At 54.9% G+C, this 19,733-nt stretch carries 14 protein-coding genes; 5 read left to right on the plus strand and 9 right to left on the minus strand.

Features of this window, described 5'->3' with window-relative positions; genetic code table 11:
- Nucleotides 1–96: 96 nt before the first annotated feature.
- The 4 genes from DTL42_RS03360 to truB form a co-directional block, all read right to left on the minus strand.
- Nucleotides 97–3,255 carry a valine--tRNA ligase gene (locus DTL42_RS03360; protein ID WP_114367267.1) on the minus strand — a complete coding sequence of 1,053 codons (3,159 nt, stop codon included), beginning with the start codon at nt 3,253–3,255 and terminating at the stop codon, nt 97–99.
- A gap of 151 nt (nt 3,256–3,406) precedes the next feature.
- A complete protein-coding gene (cimA, locus tag DTL42_RS03365) occupies nt 3,407–5,029 on the minus strand; it encodes a citramalate synthase (protein WP_114367984.1) in 1,623 nt (540 codons plus the stop codon).
- Nucleotides 5,030–5,518: 489 nt separating this feature from the next.
- On the minus strand, nt 5,519–8,305 hold the full coding sequence (locus DTL42_RS03370) for a DNA translocase FtsK (RefSeq protein WP_114367268.1): 2,787 nt from the start codon (nt 8,303–8,305) through the stop codon (nt 5,519–5,521).
- A 175-nt stretch (nt 8,306–8,480) separates the two neighbouring features.
- Complete coding sequence (gene truB, locus DTL42_RS03375) at nt 8,481–9,374, minus strand: tRNA pseudouridine(55) synthase TruB (protein ID WP_114367269.1); 894 nt, start codon at nt 9,372–9,374, stop codon at nt 8,481–8,483.
- Nucleotides 9,375–9,491: 117 nt separating this feature from the next.
- Here truB and DTL42_RS03380 point away from each other — a divergent pair, with 117 nt between their 5' ends.
- The 4 genes from DTL42_RS03380 (at nt 9,492) to DTL42_RS03395 (ending at nt 13,376) form a co-directional block, all read left to right on the plus strand.
- Complete coding sequence (locus DTL42_RS03380; protein WP_114367270.1) at nt 9,492–10,001, plus strand: SecDF P1 head subdomain-containing protein; 510 nt, start codon at nt 9,492–9,494, stop codon at nt 9,999–10,001.
- Between the two features lie 100 nt (nt 10,002–10,101).
- Nucleotides 10,102–10,866: a hypothetical protein gene (locus DTL42_RS03385; RefSeq protein ID WP_114367271.1), complete on the plus strand. Its 765-nt coding sequence runs from the start codon at nt 10,102–10,104 to the stop codon at nt 10,864–10,866.
- Nucleotides 10,867–11,008: 142 nt separating this feature from the next.
- Complete coding sequence (locus DTL42_RS03390; RefSeq protein ID WP_114367272.1) at nt 11,009–12,442, plus strand: hypothetical protein; 1,434 nt, start codon at nt 11,009–11,011, stop codon at nt 12,440–12,442.
- 94 nt (nt 12,443–12,536) lie between these two features.
- Nucleotides 12,537–13,376: an SDR family oxidoreductase gene (locus DTL42_RS03395; RefSeq protein ID WP_114367273.1), complete on the plus strand. Its 840-nt coding sequence runs from the start codon at nt 12,537–12,539 to the stop codon at nt 13,374–13,376.
- 17 nt (nt 13,377–13,393) lie between these two features.
- Here DTL42_RS03395 and DTL42_RS03400 read toward each other — a convergent pair whose 3' ends face one another.
- The 4 genes from DTL42_RS03400 to DTL42_RS03415 all read right to left on the minus strand — a co-directional run bounded on the left by DTL42_RS03400 (nt 13,394) and on the right by DTL42_RS03415 (nt 17,127).
- The gene (locus tag DTL42_RS03400) at nt 13,394–13,819 is read right to left on the minus strand and encodes a BLUF domain-containing protein (RefSeq protein ID WP_114367274.1); all 426 of its coding nucleotides are present in this window, start codon (nt 13,817–13,819) and stop codon (nt 13,394–13,396) included.
- A gap of 13 nt (nt 13,820–13,832) precedes the next feature.
- Complete coding sequence (locus DTL42_RS03405) at nt 13,833–15,224, minus strand: putative bifunctional diguanylate cyclase/phosphodiesterase (RefSeq protein WP_114367275.1); 1,392 nt, start codon at nt 15,222–15,224, stop codon at nt 13,833–13,835.
- A 212-nt stretch (nt 15,225–15,436) separates the two neighbouring features.
- Complete coding sequence (locus DTL42_RS03410; protein ID WP_147274145.1) at nt 15,437–16,279, minus strand: hypothetical protein; 843 nt, start codon at nt 16,277–16,279, stop codon at nt 15,437–15,439.
- 50 nt (nt 16,280–16,329) lie between these two features.
- Entirely contained in the window at nt 16,330–17,127 is a 798-nt protein-coding gene (locus tag DTL42_RS03415; RefSeq protein ID WP_234824056.1) for a hypothetical protein, read from the minus strand.
- 379 nt (nt 17,128–17,506) lie between these two features.
- Here DTL42_RS03415 and hemL point away from each other — a divergent pair, with 379 nt between their 5' ends.
- Nucleotides 17,507–18,793 (plus strand): glutamate-1-semialdehyde 2,1-aminomutase, encoded by a 1,287-nt coding sequence (gene hemL, locus DTL42_RS03420; protein WP_114367277.1) that lies wholly within the window; start codon nt 17,507–17,509, stop codon nt 18,791–18,793.
- A gap of 10 nt (nt 18,794–18,803) precedes the next feature.
- On the opposite strand, the gene tsaB is transcribed toward hemL, so the two are convergent.
- Nucleotides 18,804–19,496, minus strand: a complete 693-nt coding sequence (gene tsaB / locus DTL42_RS03425) for a tRNA (adenosine(37)-N6)-threonylcarbamoyltransferase complex dimerization subunit type 1 TsaB (protein WP_158545214.1) — start codon at nt 19,494–19,496, stop codon at nt 18,804–18,806.
- Between the last annotated feature and the right edge of the window lie 237 nt (nt 19,497–19,733).

Consider the following 19,733-nt stretch of genomic DNA (forward strand, 5'->3'; position numbering starts at 1 on the left):
CGCGCGAGCGGAACTTCGCGGCCAACTACCGAGTACAGTTCTCCTTCGATTATATCTTGGGGAATTTTATCTGAAAACAGACCTACTGGGGCGGAATTACTTTGCCGCCGATTCCCGTAAACGGGCCAGGGCATTGATTACCCGCTCTAGCTCTTGCCGAGCTTGCTCTAGGCTCTCGCGTTCTTTCGCGACGATATCCGCCGGAGCACGGCTCACAAAGCTATCGTTGCTCAGTTTCTTTTCTTTGCTGGTCACCAACTGGGCAAGCTTGGTCTCTAGCTTTTCGTTCCGCTGAATTTCAGCCTCGACATCGATAAAGTCTTTCAGATCGACAAAAATCTCCATATCGCCGGCAGTGATCGTGGCGTTGGTTTCAGGGACCTCAACCGCTTTCCCCAAGCCGCGACTGCGAGCGTTGTTCATCGATAGGAAGTAAGGAGACATCGTCCCGAGCAGCTTAGCCTTGGCGTCGTCGCAGCGAATGACGAACTCCATGGTGTCTTTCGGGCCGATGTTCTGTCGGCTGCGAATCTCACGGAGACTACCCAATGTTTCTTGGAAGACAGAAAACTGGGTTTCAATCGTGCTGTCTTCCCACTTGCCGTCGATCTCCGGCCAAGAGCTTTCCATGATGCTCTCCGTCGCTTCGCTCACTTGCTCCAAACCGCGCTGCGGAGCGATCTTGCCGAGTGTCTGCCAAATCTCTTCGGTGATAAACGGAATGATCGGATGCAACAGCCGTAGCATACTGTCGAGCACGTAGGTGATAACCCGCTGCGCCGTAGGCCGCTGCTTCTCGTCTTGGAAACGTTCTTTCAAGATTTCCACGTAAAAGTTGCAGAACTCGTCCCAGGCAAAATCGTAGGTGGCTCGCGCCGCGTCGGCGTAGCCGTAACTTTCGTAACAGCGTTCGACTTCCTTGGTCACGGTATGCAGCCGCGACAGAATCCAACGATCCTCAAGTTGCAGTTCGTCTAACGAGACGGTACCTGGCGTGTAGCCTTCCAGGTTCATCATCGTGAAGCGAGCCGCATTCCACAGCTTGTTGCAGAAGTTGCGTCCCAGTTCAAAGCGTTCGCTCACCACTGAACCACGTGGCAGGGCTTTATCTTCCTCGCTCTCGGCCCACTGGGTGCTGAACGCTTCACCGCATTTCTTGCACTCGATGCGCGGCTGTTGGCGATTCTTCTTGGTTTGATCGATTAATGCGTTGCAGTGTGGGCACTCGAACTGCACCGGCATTCGCACGTCTTGCGTTTCGGTGGTCAGGTAAGCCAAACCGAACCGGAGCGAGTCGGCGCCGAAACGGTCGATCACGTCCAGCGGATCGACCCCGTTCCCCTTCGATTTGCTCATTCGTTCGCCCAGACCATCGAGAATGGTCGGGTGGATGAACACTTCGCGGAACGGGATTTCTCCCATGTTGTTTAAGCCAGCCAACACCATGCGGGCCACCCACAGCGTGATAATGTCGCGGCTGGTGATTAGCGTGCTAGTAGGATAGTAGTATTCGAGCTCTGGCGTGTGTTCTGGCCACCCCAAAGTCGAATGCGGCCACAAAGCGGAACTGAACCAGGTATCGAGCACGTCTTGTTCGCGAACAAAGCCCAACGTTTCGTACTTGGCGGCTAACTTGTCGTCTTCGTCGGCGATACAGACATGCACCTGGCTATAAGGCATAGCCGCCCGCGCCGCCCCTTGGATGGTGCCGGTTTTTTCGGCCGCTTCCAGCTCGACATCGCGTTCGATTTGGTAGTTGACCTTGTGGCTTTGAATATCGGGATCGGCATCCAGCTTGGCGATCAGGGCGTCGTGATCCTCCTTGTGGGCACACTCCTGCGACCAAATCGGAATCTGGTGCCCCCACCACAACTGGCGGCTGACGGGCCAATCGCGCTTCTCGCTTAACCAGTCGACGTAACCGTTGGCGTAGCGCTGCGGGAAGATCTTCACGCGACCATCTTTGACCGCATCCATCGCGCTTTGGGCCAGGTCATCCATTTTGATGAACCACTGGTCGGCCAAATAGGGCTCGATGGGGGTCTTGCTACGATCGGAGTAGGCCAGTTCAATCTTGCGATCTTCTATTTTTTCCAACAGTTGCAGACCATCGAGATCATTCACCACGGCCTGACGTGCCTTAGGAATCGAGAGGCCCACATACTCGCCGGTCACCTCGTTCATGGTGCCGTCCGAGTTCAAGATGTTGATGAAGGGCAAGTTCTGCCGAATGCCGACTTCGTAGTCGTTGGGATCGTGCGCCGGGGTGATCTTCACGCAGCCGGAACCGAGTTCAGGCTTAGCCCATGGATCGGCCACCAACGGAATTTCACGATCGACCAGCGGCAGCATCAACTTGCGACCAGCGAGTGCCATATCGCGTAGCTGAATCAACTGCGGCAACATCGTCGTTCGTCGCTCGGCGATCTGATCGAGCTGCTCTTGAATGGCAGGCTTATCTTTGCCCGGTGCTTCCTTCAACTTCTCTTTTAGCTCGGCCTCGATAGCGTTCAAGGCCTTTTCTGGATCGGGATGCACGGCCACAGCGGTATCACCCAGCATCGTTTCGGGACGAGTCGTGGCGATCGTGACGAACTCTGGCTCGCCTGGCTTCGGATCGATCACCGGATACTTGAAGTGCCAGAAACTACCATCGGTCGTCTCATGAAACACCTCGTCATCGCTCACTGCGGTTTGCAGGAACGTATCCCAGTTGACCAGACGTTTCCCTTTGTAAATCCACTGCTTCGCGAAAAGATCGAAGAACGTTCGTCGCACGGCACGGGCACAACGTTCGTCGAGCGTAAAACGCGTCCGTTCCCAGTCGCAGCTACTTCCCAGGCGTTTGAGCTGGCCGAGAATCCGGGCTTCGTACTGGTCTTTCCAGTCCCAAATTCGACGCACAAGCTCTTCGCGTCCCAGATCGTGGCGGCTCTTTTTTTCTAGCTCGAAGATGCGACGTTCAACCACGGCCTGGGTGGCGATCCCGGCATGATCGGTGCCGGGAATCCAAAGCGTATTGAACCCCTTCATTCGCTTGTAACGGATCAACACGTCTTGCAGCGTATTGTTCAGTGCGTGCCCCAGATGCAGCGCCCCGGTCACGTTAGGAGGGGGAATCACAATCGTAAACGGCTTGCGACTAGGATCTGGTTCGCTATGGAAGAAACGCTTTGATTCCCAATATTCGTAGATTTTGGGCGAGATGGAAAAGTCAAAACGATTCGGAATGTCCTGAGCGGAAAACGCCACCAGTATGACTCGCTATGAACGAATGATTGTTGTGTTTAATGTTCGGTAGTTCTTAGTCGGGTGCCATGCCGTCGTCCTCGTCGGCATGCTTTTTCCACTTCCCCTGCTCCGCCAGACGAGAACTCGGCCTCCGTCTTTCGAGCAAGGAAAAGCGTTAATTCGTCGCGGCCACTTCCTTTTTGGGGGAAGAACCGGAGCCTGACTCGTCTTTATGCAATTTGTATTCGACTGCGTCGACCAGGGCATTCCAACTGGCTTGAATGATGTTTTCGCTCACGCCAATCGTTCCCCACACATCATGTTCGTCGCTGCATTCGATCTGCACGCGTGTGCGGGCAGCGGTGCCGGCCTCGCTATTGACCACGCGGACTTTGTAGTCGACCAACTTCATCCGTTTGAGATTAGGGAAGACGACATCCAGCGCCTTACGCAGGGCTGCGCTCAAAGCGTCAATCGGCCCATCCCCTTCTCCAACCTCATGCTTCTGCTGACCGTTGACGTTCAGTTTGATCGTCGCCTCCGTGGTCAGCTCCATATCTTGGCGAAGCACGAAATCTTCGATCTCGACGTGATACTTGAGGGTCTCGAAATGTGGGGTGAAGGTGCCCAAGATCTTGCGAACCAGCAGTTCGAAGGAAGCATCTGCCGCTTCAAACTGGAACCCTTTGTTTTCTAATTCCACCACACGAGCCAAGATTTTATCCATGACTTCGCGATCTTGCTCGATATTCATCTTGGTGGTTAGGGCCATGATGTTCGAGCGTCCAGAAAGCTCGCTCACCAGCACGCGACGTTCGTTACCGACCAATTCCGGCGAGATATGTTCGTAGCTGGAGGCTGCCCGATTCACGGCATGAACGTGCATCCCCCCTTTATGAGCGAAGGCACTTTGTCCGACGAAAGCCTGATTGTTACGCCGATTGACGTTCGCCGTGTCATACACGAAACGAGACAACTCGGTCAGGTGATCGAGGCCATCGCCACCTAGCACCTCGTACCCTTTCTTTTTCAGGGCCAAGTTCGCCACGCACGAGATCAAGTCGGCGTTACCACAGCGTTCGCCGAAGCCATTGATGGTGCCTTGGATTTGTAAGGCTCCGGCATCGACAGCCGCAAGTGCATTGGCCACGGCCAGGTCGCCGTCGTTATGGGTATGAATGCCTACCGATACGTTGTACTCAGCCAACGCGGACAGTGCCGCTTGAACGAGCTCGGCCACTTCTTCCGGCAGGCTGCCGCCGTTGGTATCGCATAGCACCACCATCCGCGCGCCCGCTTTGGCAGCGGCTTGAATGGTTTGGGCGGCGTATTCAGGGTTTGCTTTCCAACCGTCAAAGAAATGCTCGGCGTCGTAAATGGCTTCGCGCCCTTCGGCCACCATCAGGCCGATCGAATCAGAGATCATCGCCAGGTTTTCTTCCAACGAAACCCGCAGCACGTCGGTCACATGGAAGTCGTGCGTTTTGCCGACAATCGTCACCACCGGTGCGCCCGAATTGAGCAGGGCTTGCATGCCGGGATCGTCTTTGGCTTCCATCCCTTTGCGGCGTGTCATCCCGAAAGCGCAGACCTTGATTTGCTTCAGGTCTAATTCCTGCACGCGACGGAAGTACTCCGCATCTTTCTCATTAGAAAGCGGGTAGCCTCCTTCGATGAAGTCGACACCAATTTCGTCCAGACGCTGAGTGATCGCCAGCTTGTCCTGCAAAGAAAAGCTAACGCCTTCCCCTTGGGCTCCATCACGCAGGGTCGTGTCGTAAATTTCAATCTTCTTCATGGGGCGATCCGCTTGAGTGGCACCTTTTGCCGACCACGTGCCAGGCAAAGCCCACCAAGCGTCGCGCAAAGGTAGTTCAACAAAAAAAGCCCTGAAACCGTTGGGGCGTCAGGGCTTACCTTTGAATCATGCGTGTTCGCAGTCCCTACGCCGAGATGGGAGGTACTCCCACATTGTGAATTACGATAGGGTTGACGATGGGCTGAAACATAGTTGGTCCCAGAGGACACATAATGGTCGATTTGAAGACGTAAGTTTAGATCTGGCAATAAGAACTGTCAAGTTGGGCCGGTCTGCGGCGGTCGTTCGACGTTTTCGGTGGCCCTGATTTCAGTTCTTGGTTTTTCCAACATGTGAATTAGGGACTGTGGAAACGGTATCGAGGTTCACTCCTCTGCCGAACCCTCTCCTCCGCAGGGCTGTTAAACCAAACCTGTATTTAGGGGCCCAGCCAACCCTGAGTTCTTAACGGAACCCTTCCCAGCTAAATCAAGCGCTTTCCTCTAAATACTCGTCGTCATCATCTTCTTCATACTCTTCCTCTTCATATTCCGCTTCCTCATCCTCTTCGTACTCTTCCTCCCCCACCTCTTCTTCGTATTCCTCTTCCTCGTACTCCTCCTCAATCTCTTCGTCGATTTCCTCTTCTTCCTCTTCCTCCTCAGGGACGTGCGGCCTGATTTTGTTCGAGCGTTTCGCTTTTGGCGCGGCGGCGACCGGCTCTGGCTCGACTTCGGTTGGAGCCGATTGGCCTGACTTCATCAATTCCCACTCTTCCGGCGTGATGACCACTTCGCGGGCTTGGGAACCGTTATATGGGCCGACGATGCCATCTTCGGCCATGAAGTCGATCAGGCGAGCACCACGTCCGTACCCCACACCTAGGGCACGCTGCAGCAGCGACACACTGCCGCGTTGCTCGGCCACGATCACGTCGACGGCCGCTTCGTACAGTTCGTCTCGCTTCTTCATCTTGGCCGGGTCGGCGGTGGCGCCGTCTTCGACCTTCAGTTGGACCAGTTCCTTGACGAAGTCTTGTTCGCCGGTACTGACGAATTCGACGACTCGGTTGATCTCTTCGTCGCTGAGGTACGTACCCTGACCACGCATTAAGGTCGAGGTGCCAGGCCAGAGGAACAGCATGTCACCATTACCCAGCAGCTTGTCGGCCCCCATTTCATCGAGCACAACGCGGCTGTCGGTGCGACTGGCGACTTGGAATGAAATACGTGCCGGCAGGTTGGACTTGATCAAACCGGTGATAACGTCCACGGTCGGCTTTTGCGTCGCCAGAATCAGGTGAATACCGACCGCACGCGATTTCTGAGCCAAACGAATAATATGCTGCTCGACTTCTTTCCCGGCGGTCATCATCATGTCGGCGATTTCGTCCGCTACGATCACGATGTACGGCAAGTGAGTCGCGACGTTGTTCCGTTCCCCTTCGTCTTCGCAGCCCATGCGGTCCCAGATTTCTTCTTCGCCGAGGGTGTTGAACGCGCTCAAGTGACGCACGCCGACCTGGGCTAGAAGCTGATACCGTTCTTCCATCTTCTCGACGGCCCAAGCCAAGATCGCTTCGGCCTTCTTCATGTCGGTTACCACCGGGTGCATCAAGTGAGGCAGCGTGCGATAGCAACTGAGTTCCACCATCTTCGGGTCGATCATCAGCATCCGCACTTCGTCCGGGCGACGTGTCATGAGGATCGACGTGATCAGCGCGTTCAAACAAACCGACTTACCGGTACCAGTACGACCGGCGATCAGCAGGTGAGGCATCGCGGCCAGGTCGACCGCCAACGAATTACCCGACACGTCCTTACCCAGGAAGATCGGAATCTTCATCTTGTTCATGCGGCCGCTGGCTTCTTCCATCACTTCCCGCAGGCGCACCATCTGACGTTCCTCGTTAGGAACTTCGATCCCGACGGTGTTCTTGCCTGGGATCGGCGCGACGATACGCACGCTGGGAACGCGCAGAGCAATCGCCAGGTCGTCGGCCAGGCCCGTGATCTTCGAAAGTCGCAGACCCGCTTCCAGTTCAACTTCGTACTGGGCAATCACCGGGCCTGTTTCGATTTCGACCACTTTCACGTTGAAGCCGAAATTGAGGAACGTTTTCTCAAGGACTTTGGCCTTCTGACGAACTTCGCGTTCTTGTTCGTCGAACGAGAAATCGTCGCTCTCGATCAACAGTTCGATTGGTGGCAGTTCGTAGTTCTTTGGATTGGCCCGACCGTCGGCGGCGCTGTCTAGTTCGCTCATTACCGACTTGCGGTCGTCGTCTTGCTGCTGCTTCTTACTTTTGCGTGATTTGACCGACAGAGACGAGGCATCTTCCGGCTTATCGACCCGTGTGATCGGCACTTCGTCGTCGATTTCTTCTTCGTCCAGTTCCTCTTCGACTTCTTCGTCGATCTCTTCTTCCGCTTCCTCCTCTTCCCCTTCTTCTTCGTCGGCCTCCTCTTCACCACTCAGGACTTTTTCGCCATCTTCAAACGTGATCTCTTCGTCGACGTCGGTCTTTACCTGACGTCCACCGATCTTGATGCGCACTCCCTTTTCGTCAACTACAGTGTCTTCTTCTACCTCCCCTTCTTCCCCATCTAAGCCGAACTCGGCTCGTAGTTTGGCCCGCTTTTCTTCCGCCAGGCGTTCGCGGCGACTCTTCCAGGCGGCAGCCCCGGCTTGCGTTTTCTCTTTGGCCTTGGACACGCCCCATACCGTGATGCGCACCAGTTCGTACTCGGTGCAAAGCAGCAAGCCACATGCAATCACGGTCAAGCAAAGAATCACACTACCAGTGGTAGCAAAGTGTTCGCTGAGGAACTGTTGCCCGACCAACCCTATTTTGCCGCCAGAACCGCTGATCGGCCCCGGCGAGGCCGACGGAGCGATGATGGTGACCAGCGTGGTTATTCCCGCCAAGGTCGCCAGCCAACCTAAAAGGCGAACTGCCGGCGAGGTGATCTCGCGCCGCAAGAGCAGCACCACATCGAGCGTGCCGAGGCTAATTACCGCAAAGTAGGCCCCAATGCCTAGTGAGACCAGCAGAAAGTCAGCCACCAAAGCACCAATGCCGCCACATAAGTTGTGAACCACTTGTGGCTGAGGATAGATGACCTGATCGGGCTGATAGAAATTCGACAGCGGTGCAGGCAATTCGCCAATCGCGTCTTCGGCACGGTACGAAAGCAGCGACAACGCCAAGAAGATTGTCAGCGCGGACAACCCTATGGCGAAAATATCTCGCTGAATACTTCGTTCTTCGAACATGCGACGCTATCGGGAAAACGGGGAGATCCATGGAAGCCGATCCGAACCGTCGGAAGACGACGCTCCACTGTCCTCCTTCGGCTTTGCTAGCGATAAAGCCGCAATGCGTTTTTCTCTCACGCAAACGATTCTCTAGAAGCCATATCCCACAAGCATCGCAACATCGGCACAGTCGTTACAAGTAGTCGTTGGCAAAGTTCTTCACCGATCGCCAGCCCCCCTCTTTGCCTGGCTGAACGACCGCAATCAAGTTGCCTGCCGCATCGACCACCGCCACTTCACTGGGGCCGCTGGACGAACCTGACTGCTCGATCTCAACCGAGATCAACTTCCCTTGCGACAGCCGGAGGATGCCTTCCTGTCCAATGGTAACCTGAGGCAACGCCTGCACCGCTTCAACCGTGGGTAACATGGCACGCTCAATCGTCTCGCGGTCGAAATCGGTCGTTGGGTTCAACGCGTTCTCGACACGAAAGCCCCCAATCGCCGTTCTCTCGAGCGCCGACATGACGGCTGCCGTTCCCAGGCTCCGGGCCAGGTCACGCCCGAGCGAACGGACGTAAGTTCCGCTCCCACAGACGATCTCGAGCTTCAGCTCTGGATATGTGTAATCCAAGAGGGTCAGCGAATAGACTTCGATTTCCCGCGCGGCGAGTTCAACCGTTTTCCCTTGCCGAGCCAAATCGTAGGCCCGTTTACCAGCCACTTTCAAAGCCGAGAAGGCAGGCGGAACTTGCGAGATACGCCCCAGAAACGTGGGCAGCGCTGCTTCGATTTCGGCCTGGGTTGGCTGCGGTGGATCGCTGAGCGTTTGCACGTTACCTTCGATGTCTTCGGTATCGCTCTGCTTTCCGAACTGAAACGTCCCGACATAGGTCTTAGGCAACTGCTGAACGTACTCAATCAGCTTCGTTCCATGCCCCACGGGGCATACCAGCACCCCGGTTGCCAACGGATCGAGGGTCCCAGCGTGCCCTGTTTTTTCAGGGCGAATCAACCGCTGGACAATATTGACCACATCGCGCGAAGTCATCCCGGCAGGCTTGTTGAGGTTTAGAATTCCGTGCATTGCTCTCGATTTCGTGCGAAACTGGGTTAGCGAGCAACAATTATTCCGCCTCACTGTCGAAGACAACAGGGGGTGCTTTCACTTAGCCAACAATGCGGCAACACGGAACTTGAAACTATGCTGTGCTTTAATCAACAACGAATTCGTTACGGTGCTTTGCTGACGCTGCTTGCTCTGGCGGCGGTCGGATGCGGGAAACTTCCCACGCCCCAGCCCACCCCAAATCCGGTTCCGCCTGGGATGCGTGTCGAGATCTACGAACTTGATCCAACCGAAGGTGAAACCAGCCTCACTGCCGTGCATCCCGCTACCGGGAAGCCAATCTTCCTCAAAACGCCCCCGTTGATCGGGACGAGCGATGTTGCCACCGTGGCAGAAGTGGAGGAAGAGTATCCTCTCCACTCTGAGTCCGTCGCGTTTCAAATCGACCTGAACACGGCCGGCGCCGCCAAAATGTCGCAAGCCACCGCCACGCCCAACGGGCAGGAACTGGTCCTGGTACTCAACGGATCGCCAGTCGCCGTTGCCAAAGTGATGGCGAAAATTGGCACCCAAATGGTGATTACAGGCGGCAACGACACGGGTGAATTCGCACGCCAAATCAGCGCGTTGACGAGCGGGAAATAGTAAATAGGCTTGCTGCTCGCTAACTTTGGCTTGTAATCAACCTAGCCTCCCCCTACTCTAGAGGAGTATCGATACAGTTCCCCAGACAAGAGGTTTCCGGATGCCCAGGTTGTTGCACGCTTTGTTGGTTCGTTCACTTTTTTGTGCCGTGTTGGGGCTCGGCATGGGAAGTGGGGAGGGGCCTTCTTGTTTGTGGGGGGCCGATTCCGACGTGGACCAAAAGCGGCTCGTCAGGCATATCAGTCAGCAAGTGGCGCAGCTCAAGCGTGGATCAAGCATTACCAGCAACGCATTCAACGAATATTACGACCACGAAGATTGGGGCAAACTTTGGCTGGAAGGGCTAACTACCGGCCTAACTTCTTCGAACGAAGAGATTCAGAAACGAGCGGTCCAAGGGGTACGCAGCTTTGTGGGGAAGGTCGAACTAAATCAGTTGCCGGCGCCCGCGACGAATGCGGCCCAGGATGCTCTGATTCAGATCATGAACGGCTCGTATCCCAGCGACATCAAGAAAGAAGCGAAGGTCTTGGCGTGCGTGCTGGGTGTGTTATCGCTGGTGAACGACCCTGCCTTCCCGGCATCGAGCCCCGCCGCGTTGCCCTCTAGCCGTTTTCGCTATCCGGCAGACGAACAAGGACGACCGGGCGTGTTGCAAGCGACGAAAGCCCAGTACATCGTTTGGGAAGAATTCAAGAACAACCGCTCTTTTGGAAAGTTCCGCGAGTTGGAACGAACGAGCGAATACATTGAAATCTTCGACATCGGTAGAGGTCTGTGGGTCCGGCTCGAACCGACCCAAGCCACTTGGTCTTTCGACAGAAAAAAGTGGGGGCTCATCGGCAAAGGTCAGTTCGAAGATTGAGCAGAAGCTTTGATAAGCGTGAAGCGAGCTTGTCGCATCGGCTGATAGCCATCCAAAAAACTTGCGTGCGTTGAACAAACGTGAGAGAATTTCCAGCCTTGCCTCTTCACGCTTCCCTTCTCTCCGTTGCCGAGCTATTCCGATGCGCAATCTCCTGGCTGGTAATTTCTTTTTGCCTTCCCTGTTGGCAATTCTTTGGGTCGGTGGTTTTGCCGCCCATCATGCAGCCCAAGCCATTGAACCGTGGGCCGAAGATCCTTGGTACTGGGCTTCGGCTGGTCAGCCTGTTTTGCTGTTGGGTGGGAGCGATGACGACAACTTGTTTCAGTGGCCGCACGAAAAGCTCTTGCCTCAACTCGATCGCATCCAAGCGGCTGGCGGAAATTTTGTTCGCAACACAATGAGCGACCGCAAGGATGGCGGCTGGGAAGTCTATCCATTTGCTCAGCTAAAAAATGGCAAATACGATCTTTCGAAGTGGAATCCGGAATACTGGAACCGCTTCGAGACCTTTCTTCAAGAGACCGCCAAGCGGAAGATTTTCGTTCAGATCGAAATCTGGGACCGTTTCGACTACACCGACAACCGCAGCAACGATCCGAAACGATGGGAGAACCATCCGTACAACCCCCGCAACAACGTCAATTACACGGCGGAAGAAACCACCTTGGCTCGGCGCTATCCAAATCACCCAGGCAAAAACGACCAGCCGTTCTTCTTTTCTACGCCTGAGCAGCGGAACATAAAACCGCTGTTGAAAGTCCAAGAAGCATTCGTCAATAAGCTCTTAGATCACTCGCTGAAGTACGATCACGTTCTGTACTGCATCGATAACGAAACCGCCGCCGAACCGGAGTGGGGAGCTTTCTGGGCGGCACGCATTCAAAAGCGAGCCTCTGCTGCCGGAAAATCGGTTCCCACGACCGAGATGTGGGACGATTGGGATTTGAAAGCGAAACGTCATCGCCAAACGTTCGATCATCCTGAGTTATATAGCTTTGTTGACGTCAGCCAAAACAATCATAACAGTGGCCAGAAACACTGGGACAACTTTCAATACGTACGCCAAGTTCTCAGCCAATCACCTCGCCCGATCAATACCACCAAGACGTATGGAGCCGATGGCAATAAATTTGGCCACTCCGATCAAGATGCGATCGAGCGTTTCTGGCGTCATCTACTCGGCGGCGGAGCAGCGATTCGTTTCCATCGGCCTGAATCTGGGCTGGGGATTAACGACAAAGCGGTTGCCTGCATTCAGGCCGCCCGACTTGTGACCGATAAAGTTCCGGCTTGGAAGCTGCAGCCAGCGATGCCGCTGTTGGCCTCCCGCGAGCCGAACGAATGTTACGCGGCAGCCACGGCCAACGGTGACACGGTCGTTTTATTCTTCCCGCAAAGCGATCGTCCCCGCCAAGTTGCATGGCAATCGCCCGACAAACAAGCATCGCGTTGGCATGTTACCTGGATCGACATCGACCAAGGGAAGCTTGCTTCGGAAGCAGAACTTACCAGCAACCAGATCTCTCCGCCAAAATCACTCGGTAATGTCGCGGCAATCCTTGAAAAAGAATGAACTACGGAGAAAACCATAGAGTCTGGCACGTCCTTTGCACGATGAGGTGAGCAGGTAATTCAACCGACCACTTTCAAGCTCGCAAAGGATAGCCATGACCGACGTAAGCATTCCTCTTCCCAAATGCCAACCCCTCAAGATTCTCACCGGCCAGAAAGCGATTGTCACCGGGGGAAGCTCAGGGATCGGTAAAGCGGTGGCCATTGCCTTGGGCGAGGCTGGTGCAGACGTTGTGGTCAACTATCACAGCAACGAAGAAGAAGCGAACAACGTCGCGCAAACGATCACTTCAGCCGGATCACAAGCCTTGGTCGTGGGGGCAGATGTCTCGCAGGAAGACCAAGTGCAAAGCATGTTCCGACAGGCCATCGATAAGTTTGGCACCGTCGATATTTTGGTCGCCAACGCCGGTCTGCAACAAGATGCCCCACTCGACGAGATGACGCTCAAGCAGTGGGAAAAGGTTATCTCCGTGAATCTAACCGGGCAATTTCTCTGTGCTCGAGAAGCAGTCCGAGAATTTAAACGCCGCGGGGTGGTCGAGAAAGTTTCGTGCGCTGCCGGTAAGATCATCTGCATGAGTTCCGTGCACGAGATCATTCCTTGGGCAGGCCACGTGAACTATGCCGCCTCGAAAGGAGGCATCATGCAGATGATGCGCACCATCGCCCAGGAAGTCGCTCCGTTTCGTATTCGCGTGAATAGCATTTGCCCTGGGGCAATTCGAACACCGATCAACTCGCAGGCCTGGAACACGCAAGAGGCTTACAATTCGCTCATGAAACTGGTTCCCTACAATCGGATCGGCGAGCCCGAAGATATCGGTCGAGCTGCCGCTTGGTTAGCTTCTGATCAAGCAGATTACATTACCGGAGCAAGCCTATTGGTCGACGGCGGGATGTGCCTTTACCCTGGCTTCGCGCACGGTGGCTAAGCTCTGCCTGGGCAAGATCACACCATTTGCGGGTGGAGCTCGTTTTCAAAGCAAGCGACCAGAAAAGCGAAGAGGTCATCTGCTGAAAACTGGTCCGCCGGCATGCCAGGCTCGTAGCGATGCTCTTGAAACACTTTGGACGGAATATGCATTTCACAGCGAAGTGCCATCCAATCATCCGCGAAGACGGGCGAGACGACCCGTTGTTCGCGGCGGATGACGATGTCGTGATGCCGCCAATCCCGCTGAATGCGCTGCATGCTCGCATCCACTTCACGCGGAAGCCCTTCAAGCAATTGGAAGAAATAGCCATCCAGATAAACCAAGCCCCCAGTGATCCCCGATTTGCTGTTGTAATTGTGGGAGGCGCGAATAATCTCGTAGACATCACGCTGGGTAACATCCGGATTGGCAACGCTGGAATATAAAACTTGCTTCAGCATAACTTCTTCCCAATTACACGTTAAAAAGTGAGACCAAATTCGCTAACGGGACGGGCTTACTCAGATAATATCCTTGTATATGGCTGCAGCCTGCCTCGCGAACGAGGTCGAGCTCGCAAGCCGACTCGACTCCTTCTGCCGTGGTGGAAACCTCTAGGGCATTTCCCAACGCAGCGATCATCCGAACCAGGGCAATCGATTCAAAATTCTCGTGGGCACCGGTCACCAACGAGCGGTCGATCTTGATCTTATCGAAGGGAAACTTACGCAAATAAGTGATCGAAGAATATCCGGTACCAAAGTCATCTAGCGCAATCCGAACGCCACAATCGCGTAGTTCACGCAAAATCGCGAGCGCCAACTGGGCGTCTTCAATGAGCGCGGACTCAGTAATCTCTAATTCCAAACGCTCTGGCGGTAGGCCAGTTTCTTCCAGCACGCAAAAAACCGTCGACACAAATTTGCGGTTGCGTAGCTGCACCGGCGAAACATTCACGGCAACACGATAACTACGCCCCGGCGCTGTGGCATCGCGGCAAGCTTGTTCTAGCACCCAAGCTCCCAACTCGACGATTTGCCCCGTTTGCTCGGCGAGCGGAATGAAGTCGTCTGGCGAAACCATGCCCAATCGCGGATGTTCCCAGCGCACGAGAGCTTCCAGCGATGTCACGCTATTCGCCTCGATATCGAGCACCGGTTGGTAACACAAGTAGAATTCTTTTCGCTCGATTGCCTGGTCAAGCTCTTCGGCCAGTTCCCGCTGAGCGTCTACCCGTGTTCGCATCTCCGGTTCAAAAAAGCGAATCACATTGCGGCCTTCGGCTTTCGCTTGAAACAAGGCCAAATCAGCATGTCGCATTAAGTCCTGGGCATCCTCACCATCGATCGGCGCCAAAGAGATTCCGATGCATGCCCCCACATGAATCGAATGGCCATCGATCTCAAGCGGACTCGAGATGGCTTCGATAATCCGCTTGGCCGTCGCACGAGGGGACACGCACTGTTCTTCTGATTTCCGCAGCAATGCAAATTCGTCTCCTCCCAGCCTGCCCACAATATCGCCAGGCGAAACGGCATGCAGGATTCGCTGAGCGACTTCTTGCAAAACCTTGTCGCCGATTTGATGCCCCAGGGTATCGTTGACCCATTTAAAGCGGTCGAGATTGATACAGTACAGCGTGAACTCATTCCCTTCGGCAAGCTCGGCGCGGGCCAGATCAATCGCATCAAAAAAAGCTTGGCGATCGTCAAGCAAAGTAACATCACGAGAACTATCGAGATCTTGCAAGTCCCATTCACAATTCGCATTGTTTTTCGAATGGTGGAAACGCGTAAGATACCCATCGGAAGGTATTGCCACAGGACGATGCGGCGGGACCAGTAACAGGCTGTTGCTTAGGCTCATTCCCAAGATTCACTTTTGTATTAATCGAAGAAGTGGAATGCTCGCATGTGAAAAGATAAGACGTAGCGAAGCCTAGCACGATTCCTTTTTTGAAGCCGGGGAAACAGCGGAAACCCGCGATCAACCCCCTCGGCAGAACACCTCCTCAAAGAAGGCCTGGCAAGTCGCCACACAAGCAGCCGAACTTCCCTCTCCCTATCGCTTCTTGGGCGTTACCTTAGCCACTCTGGCAACCACCACGGCAACGCATCTTCTAGCAACGGAAGGTCGTCGCGGTAGCCAGGTTCATTGAGGGCCAGCGGCTGAGTCCGCATGGCCAAACCGCACAAGTCGCGCCAACGTTCCTTGCGTGTCAGGGCCCGCCGCAGAAGCAACTCGGCGGCGGCCATCTGCCAGTTTCTGCTTTTCCCACCCCACAAGGGGATGCCGGCGACTTCGTCTCGGGTTTGCCCGAGCATAATTTCCTGTTCTTCCAGCGGTTGATCCCAAAACCCCTGGCGGATAGAGGGGGGAAGCTCCCTACTGCCTGACCGGACGATCTCTTGCCGATATTCGCTTAAGCAAGCGGCATAACGTGGCCATCCCGGCCAAGAAGTGGGGGGATAATCGTGCCAGGCTTTCTGCAAATGACTGAGCGTTTCCAAAGAAACGGCCGTTGCCATCACCTCAAGTACCAAATTAGAGCGAGCCGGTCCCATTTTGATGTGGGCCAATTCGTGTCCCAATTCAAATGCCAACGCTCTCCAACTGTAGATTGGCCGATAGGGATCAAGCCGGCAATAACGATAAAGCTTGTTACATCTTTGGACCAAAAACTTCGTCCAGCGAGATCCAACTGACCTTAGAAAAATTTGATACGAACTGGCATGATGAGCTTGCTCGTCCCAGTAGACCAGCGGCCCCCATTTTCGGGGATCGTCTAGCACCAGTGTCAAGGGACGAACGCCGAACGGAGGCTTGCCTGGAATTAACGTATCGACCTGAGCAACGATGCTGTTGGCTATGTCCATCGCCTCGTGAGGATCGTCAAATCCGACGGTTGCAGTAACTTGCAAATTTCTGATCTCTCAAAAGGTCGAATGGTGATCCAGCGGCTGGAAACGGCTTAACGGATGTCTTTCAAGCCAGATGCCTCGTCGACAATTGCCGGTACCAGCCGTCCCGTATGCCCCTCTTTGCTATGTGTTCCCCGCCCAATCAAAAATTTGCCTGGCCCAACCCCCACAATTCCCAAAGCCGCATCGTAAGGCCAACGCTTGACATCCTTGAAATCTGACGATGTCCGCAGAAGTTCGGCTGGCTTGCCATAACAACCAAACCACCAATGTCCATCGTGGAACGCTGCCGTTTGGATTCCCATCAGGGTGTAGCCACTGGCAATCACGTGCCGCTGGACGAATTTAAAATCGGTGTCGTATTGGTAAGCGTAGTTTTCATCTGTCCCCGGCGGTAAGCCACCAACGACAAAGAAATGCCCGCCGTGAAAGTCGATCCCGCCTGCCCCATGAACCACTTCCGGAACTTGATGTTTGGCGATCTCTGCGAGCGTTTCCGCATCGTAAACAAATACCCACGAATCCGCCTCGCCAGCGGGCTTGTTAAACTGCCCAAGATTAACCGCCACATAGAGCTTGCCATCATGGTAACACAAATCTCCTTGGTGACTTGGTGCGTCGACCGCCGCCAAGATTTCCCCCTCCGTGTCGGTCTTCACCAGGCGATCCGTAAACGACCAGTAGACATCACCCTGGCGATTACAGCACACACCTTGCAAATGCCCACGGTAGGTCCCTGGACAATCAATTTGCTGAAAGGGAATTTCTTCTGGCACAGCATCCGCAGCCCTGACCTGCGAATCTAAGATTGTCCAACAAGCGATTGCGAGCAGGTAAATCAAAACCATGGAGCGATTCCTATTCATAGTCGTGTCGCGGAGAGAGGCTGAGGAGGGGCAAGAGCAACCATTTTTGCAGGAGAGATTCCATTCGCTCCTCATTTTGGCCCTGCGATCGGCCCGATTCAACTAGCCCAAGTTCGTTGTATAACGAAGTCCTACGCGGCCAAGCGAACAGAGGCAACCAACAGAAGCCGCGCGGAATGCCTGCTGAACGTCTCGCCCCGTTTCGATTCCATACGCTGACCTCCCTAGCTCATTGAATGCAGGGGCCTGCGGGAATCAATTTCCGACTTCCGGCCACCCCCGGTTAGAGAAAGTTCCCGCTCTTCGCTATAACAAAGGAGACAACACCAGCCATGACTTCGGCCCCCTAGGAATTCCTTCTATGTCACGCAGTAAAAGCCACGCTATTTTTGCCCGCGCGAAACACCTCATGCCTGGGGGCGTGAACAGTCCGGCCCGAGCTTTTGGGGGCGTAGGTGGCGAACCAATCGTGTTCGAGCGAGGCGAAGGTGCCTACTTGTACGATGTCGATGGCAACCAATACATCGATTACATTGGTTCGTGGGGGCCGATGATCTTGGGGCATTTGCACCCGAAGGTTAAAGAGGCCCTGCATGCGGCCGTCGATCAAGGAACGAGCTTTGGGGCGCCGACCGAACGAGAAAACAAGTTGGCTGAGTTGATCATCGAGATCATGCCGTCGGTCGAACAGGTGCGCCTGGTCAACAGTGGAACCGAAGCTACCATGAGCGCGATTCGCCTGGCCCGAGGGTTTACTGGTCGCGACAAGATCATCAAGTTCGCCGGCAACTACCATGGGCATGTCGATAGCTTGCTGGTCGCCGCCGGCAGCGCTGCAGCCACGCTGGGCGTCCCTAATTCCCCCGGCGTTACGGCGGGAACCGCGCAAGATACCATCGTGCTTCCTTACAACAACGCCGATGCCTTACAAGAAGCGTTCGAGCGCAACAAAGACCTGATTGCCGGGGTGATCTTTGAACCTGTGGTCGGCAACATGGGCTGTGTCCCTCCCTTGCCCGGTTACCTGCAAGCAATGCGCGAAATTTGCACCAACAACGGCGCGTTGATGATCATGGACGAAGTCATGACCGGCTTCCGCGTGGCCGCCGGCGGAGCGCAACAGCTGTACAATGTGACACCTGACCTAACAACGATGGGCAAGATCGTTGGTGGCGGTCTGCCGATCGGGGCCTACGGCGGCCGAGCCGATATCATGGGGCATATTCTTCCGGCAGGCGAAGTCTTCCAAGCCGGAACGCTCAGCGGTAACCCCCTGGCCACCGCAGCAGGAATCGCCACGCTGCAAACCTTGAAGGAGCTAAATCCTTACCCAGAGCTCGACCAGAAAACCCAAACGCTCGAAGAGGGGCTCCTCAAAGCGGCGCAAGACGCTAACATCACGCTGACAACCGCTCGAGTTGGCAGCATGCTGACTCCCTTCTTCCATGACGGCCCTGTGCGGAATTGGGACGCGGCGGCTCAATGCGATACCAAGCGTTACGGCAAGTTCTTCTGGGAACTAATCGAACGGGGCGTCTACTTCCCCTGCAGCCAGTACGAAGCCTTGTTCGTTTCGATTGCCCACACCGATGACGACATCGCTAAGACAATTGATGCCGCCCAGGAAGCATTTCAAAAAGTTCGCTAAAGCGGGCGAATTAGCTTGAGTTAGAAGCGTCCGCTTCGAGTTTTTCCTCGGCGGCGATTTTCCGGTAGTATTTGGGACTGAGGGTCCAGAAGTCGTCCGACTTGCCGGCCACGAAATCGGATATCCCGACCCGGCCTACGGCTTCGGCAGTTGAAGCCCAGTAATTCTCGTCGACAACCCGCACCCCTTCCGGCACCAGCGAGTGCTTTTTGTGCAGCCCTGGCCCAGTGATTGATTCGCCTGCGGTCAAACTTGCCAAAAATGCCTGCTGATCGACGATCCGTGTATCTTCAGAGGGAGCGTATTTTCCGTATTCGTTGCGCACGAAATGGGAATGGAAGAACTGATTTCGCTGGGCGTCCATAATCGCATGCAAGGACGAAACGGGCTCGTTACAGCGAGTGGCAATCGCTTGCAGCGTGTTCACCCCGATGGTGGTTGCTCCGGCGACGTAGGCAATTGTCTTGGCGGTCATCACCCCAATTCGTAGTCCGGTGAACGAGCCAGGCCCCTGGGCTACCACCACCAACTGCAGGTCGACAGGCTTCCATCCTAGTTCATCGACCAAACGTTTCAGCGTTGGCGTGATTACCTGAGTGGTCGGCAGCGATGTGTCCAACCATTCGGTGGCCAGCAATTCGTCCCCTTGAAACAAGGCCAACGAGGCTTGGCGAGTCGATGTATCGATGGCAAGTGTCTTCACGAAAGTACGTTCCTGAGAAGGTTCAGGGAGCACGAATCTGCCGCTCGATTCCCCTAGCGGAGTCCGGCGACGAGACGATGATTTGGCCGATCTTACCGTATGACCTACGTTTGGGCGAGTTGGCTAGCCTTCGGCGTGCCCAAGCGGCGTGGTTTCAAGCAATGTCCTTTGCTAATCTTGACCGCAGGCTCCCTGGCACCTAAATTTAGTAGCTATATCAGGTTGCGACGGCTTCCA

The organism is Bremerella cremea (assembly GCF_003335505.1).
Taxonomy (GTDB): domain Bacteria; phylum Planctomycetota; class Planctomycetia; order Pirellulales; family Pirellulaceae; genus Bremerella; species Bremerella cremea_A.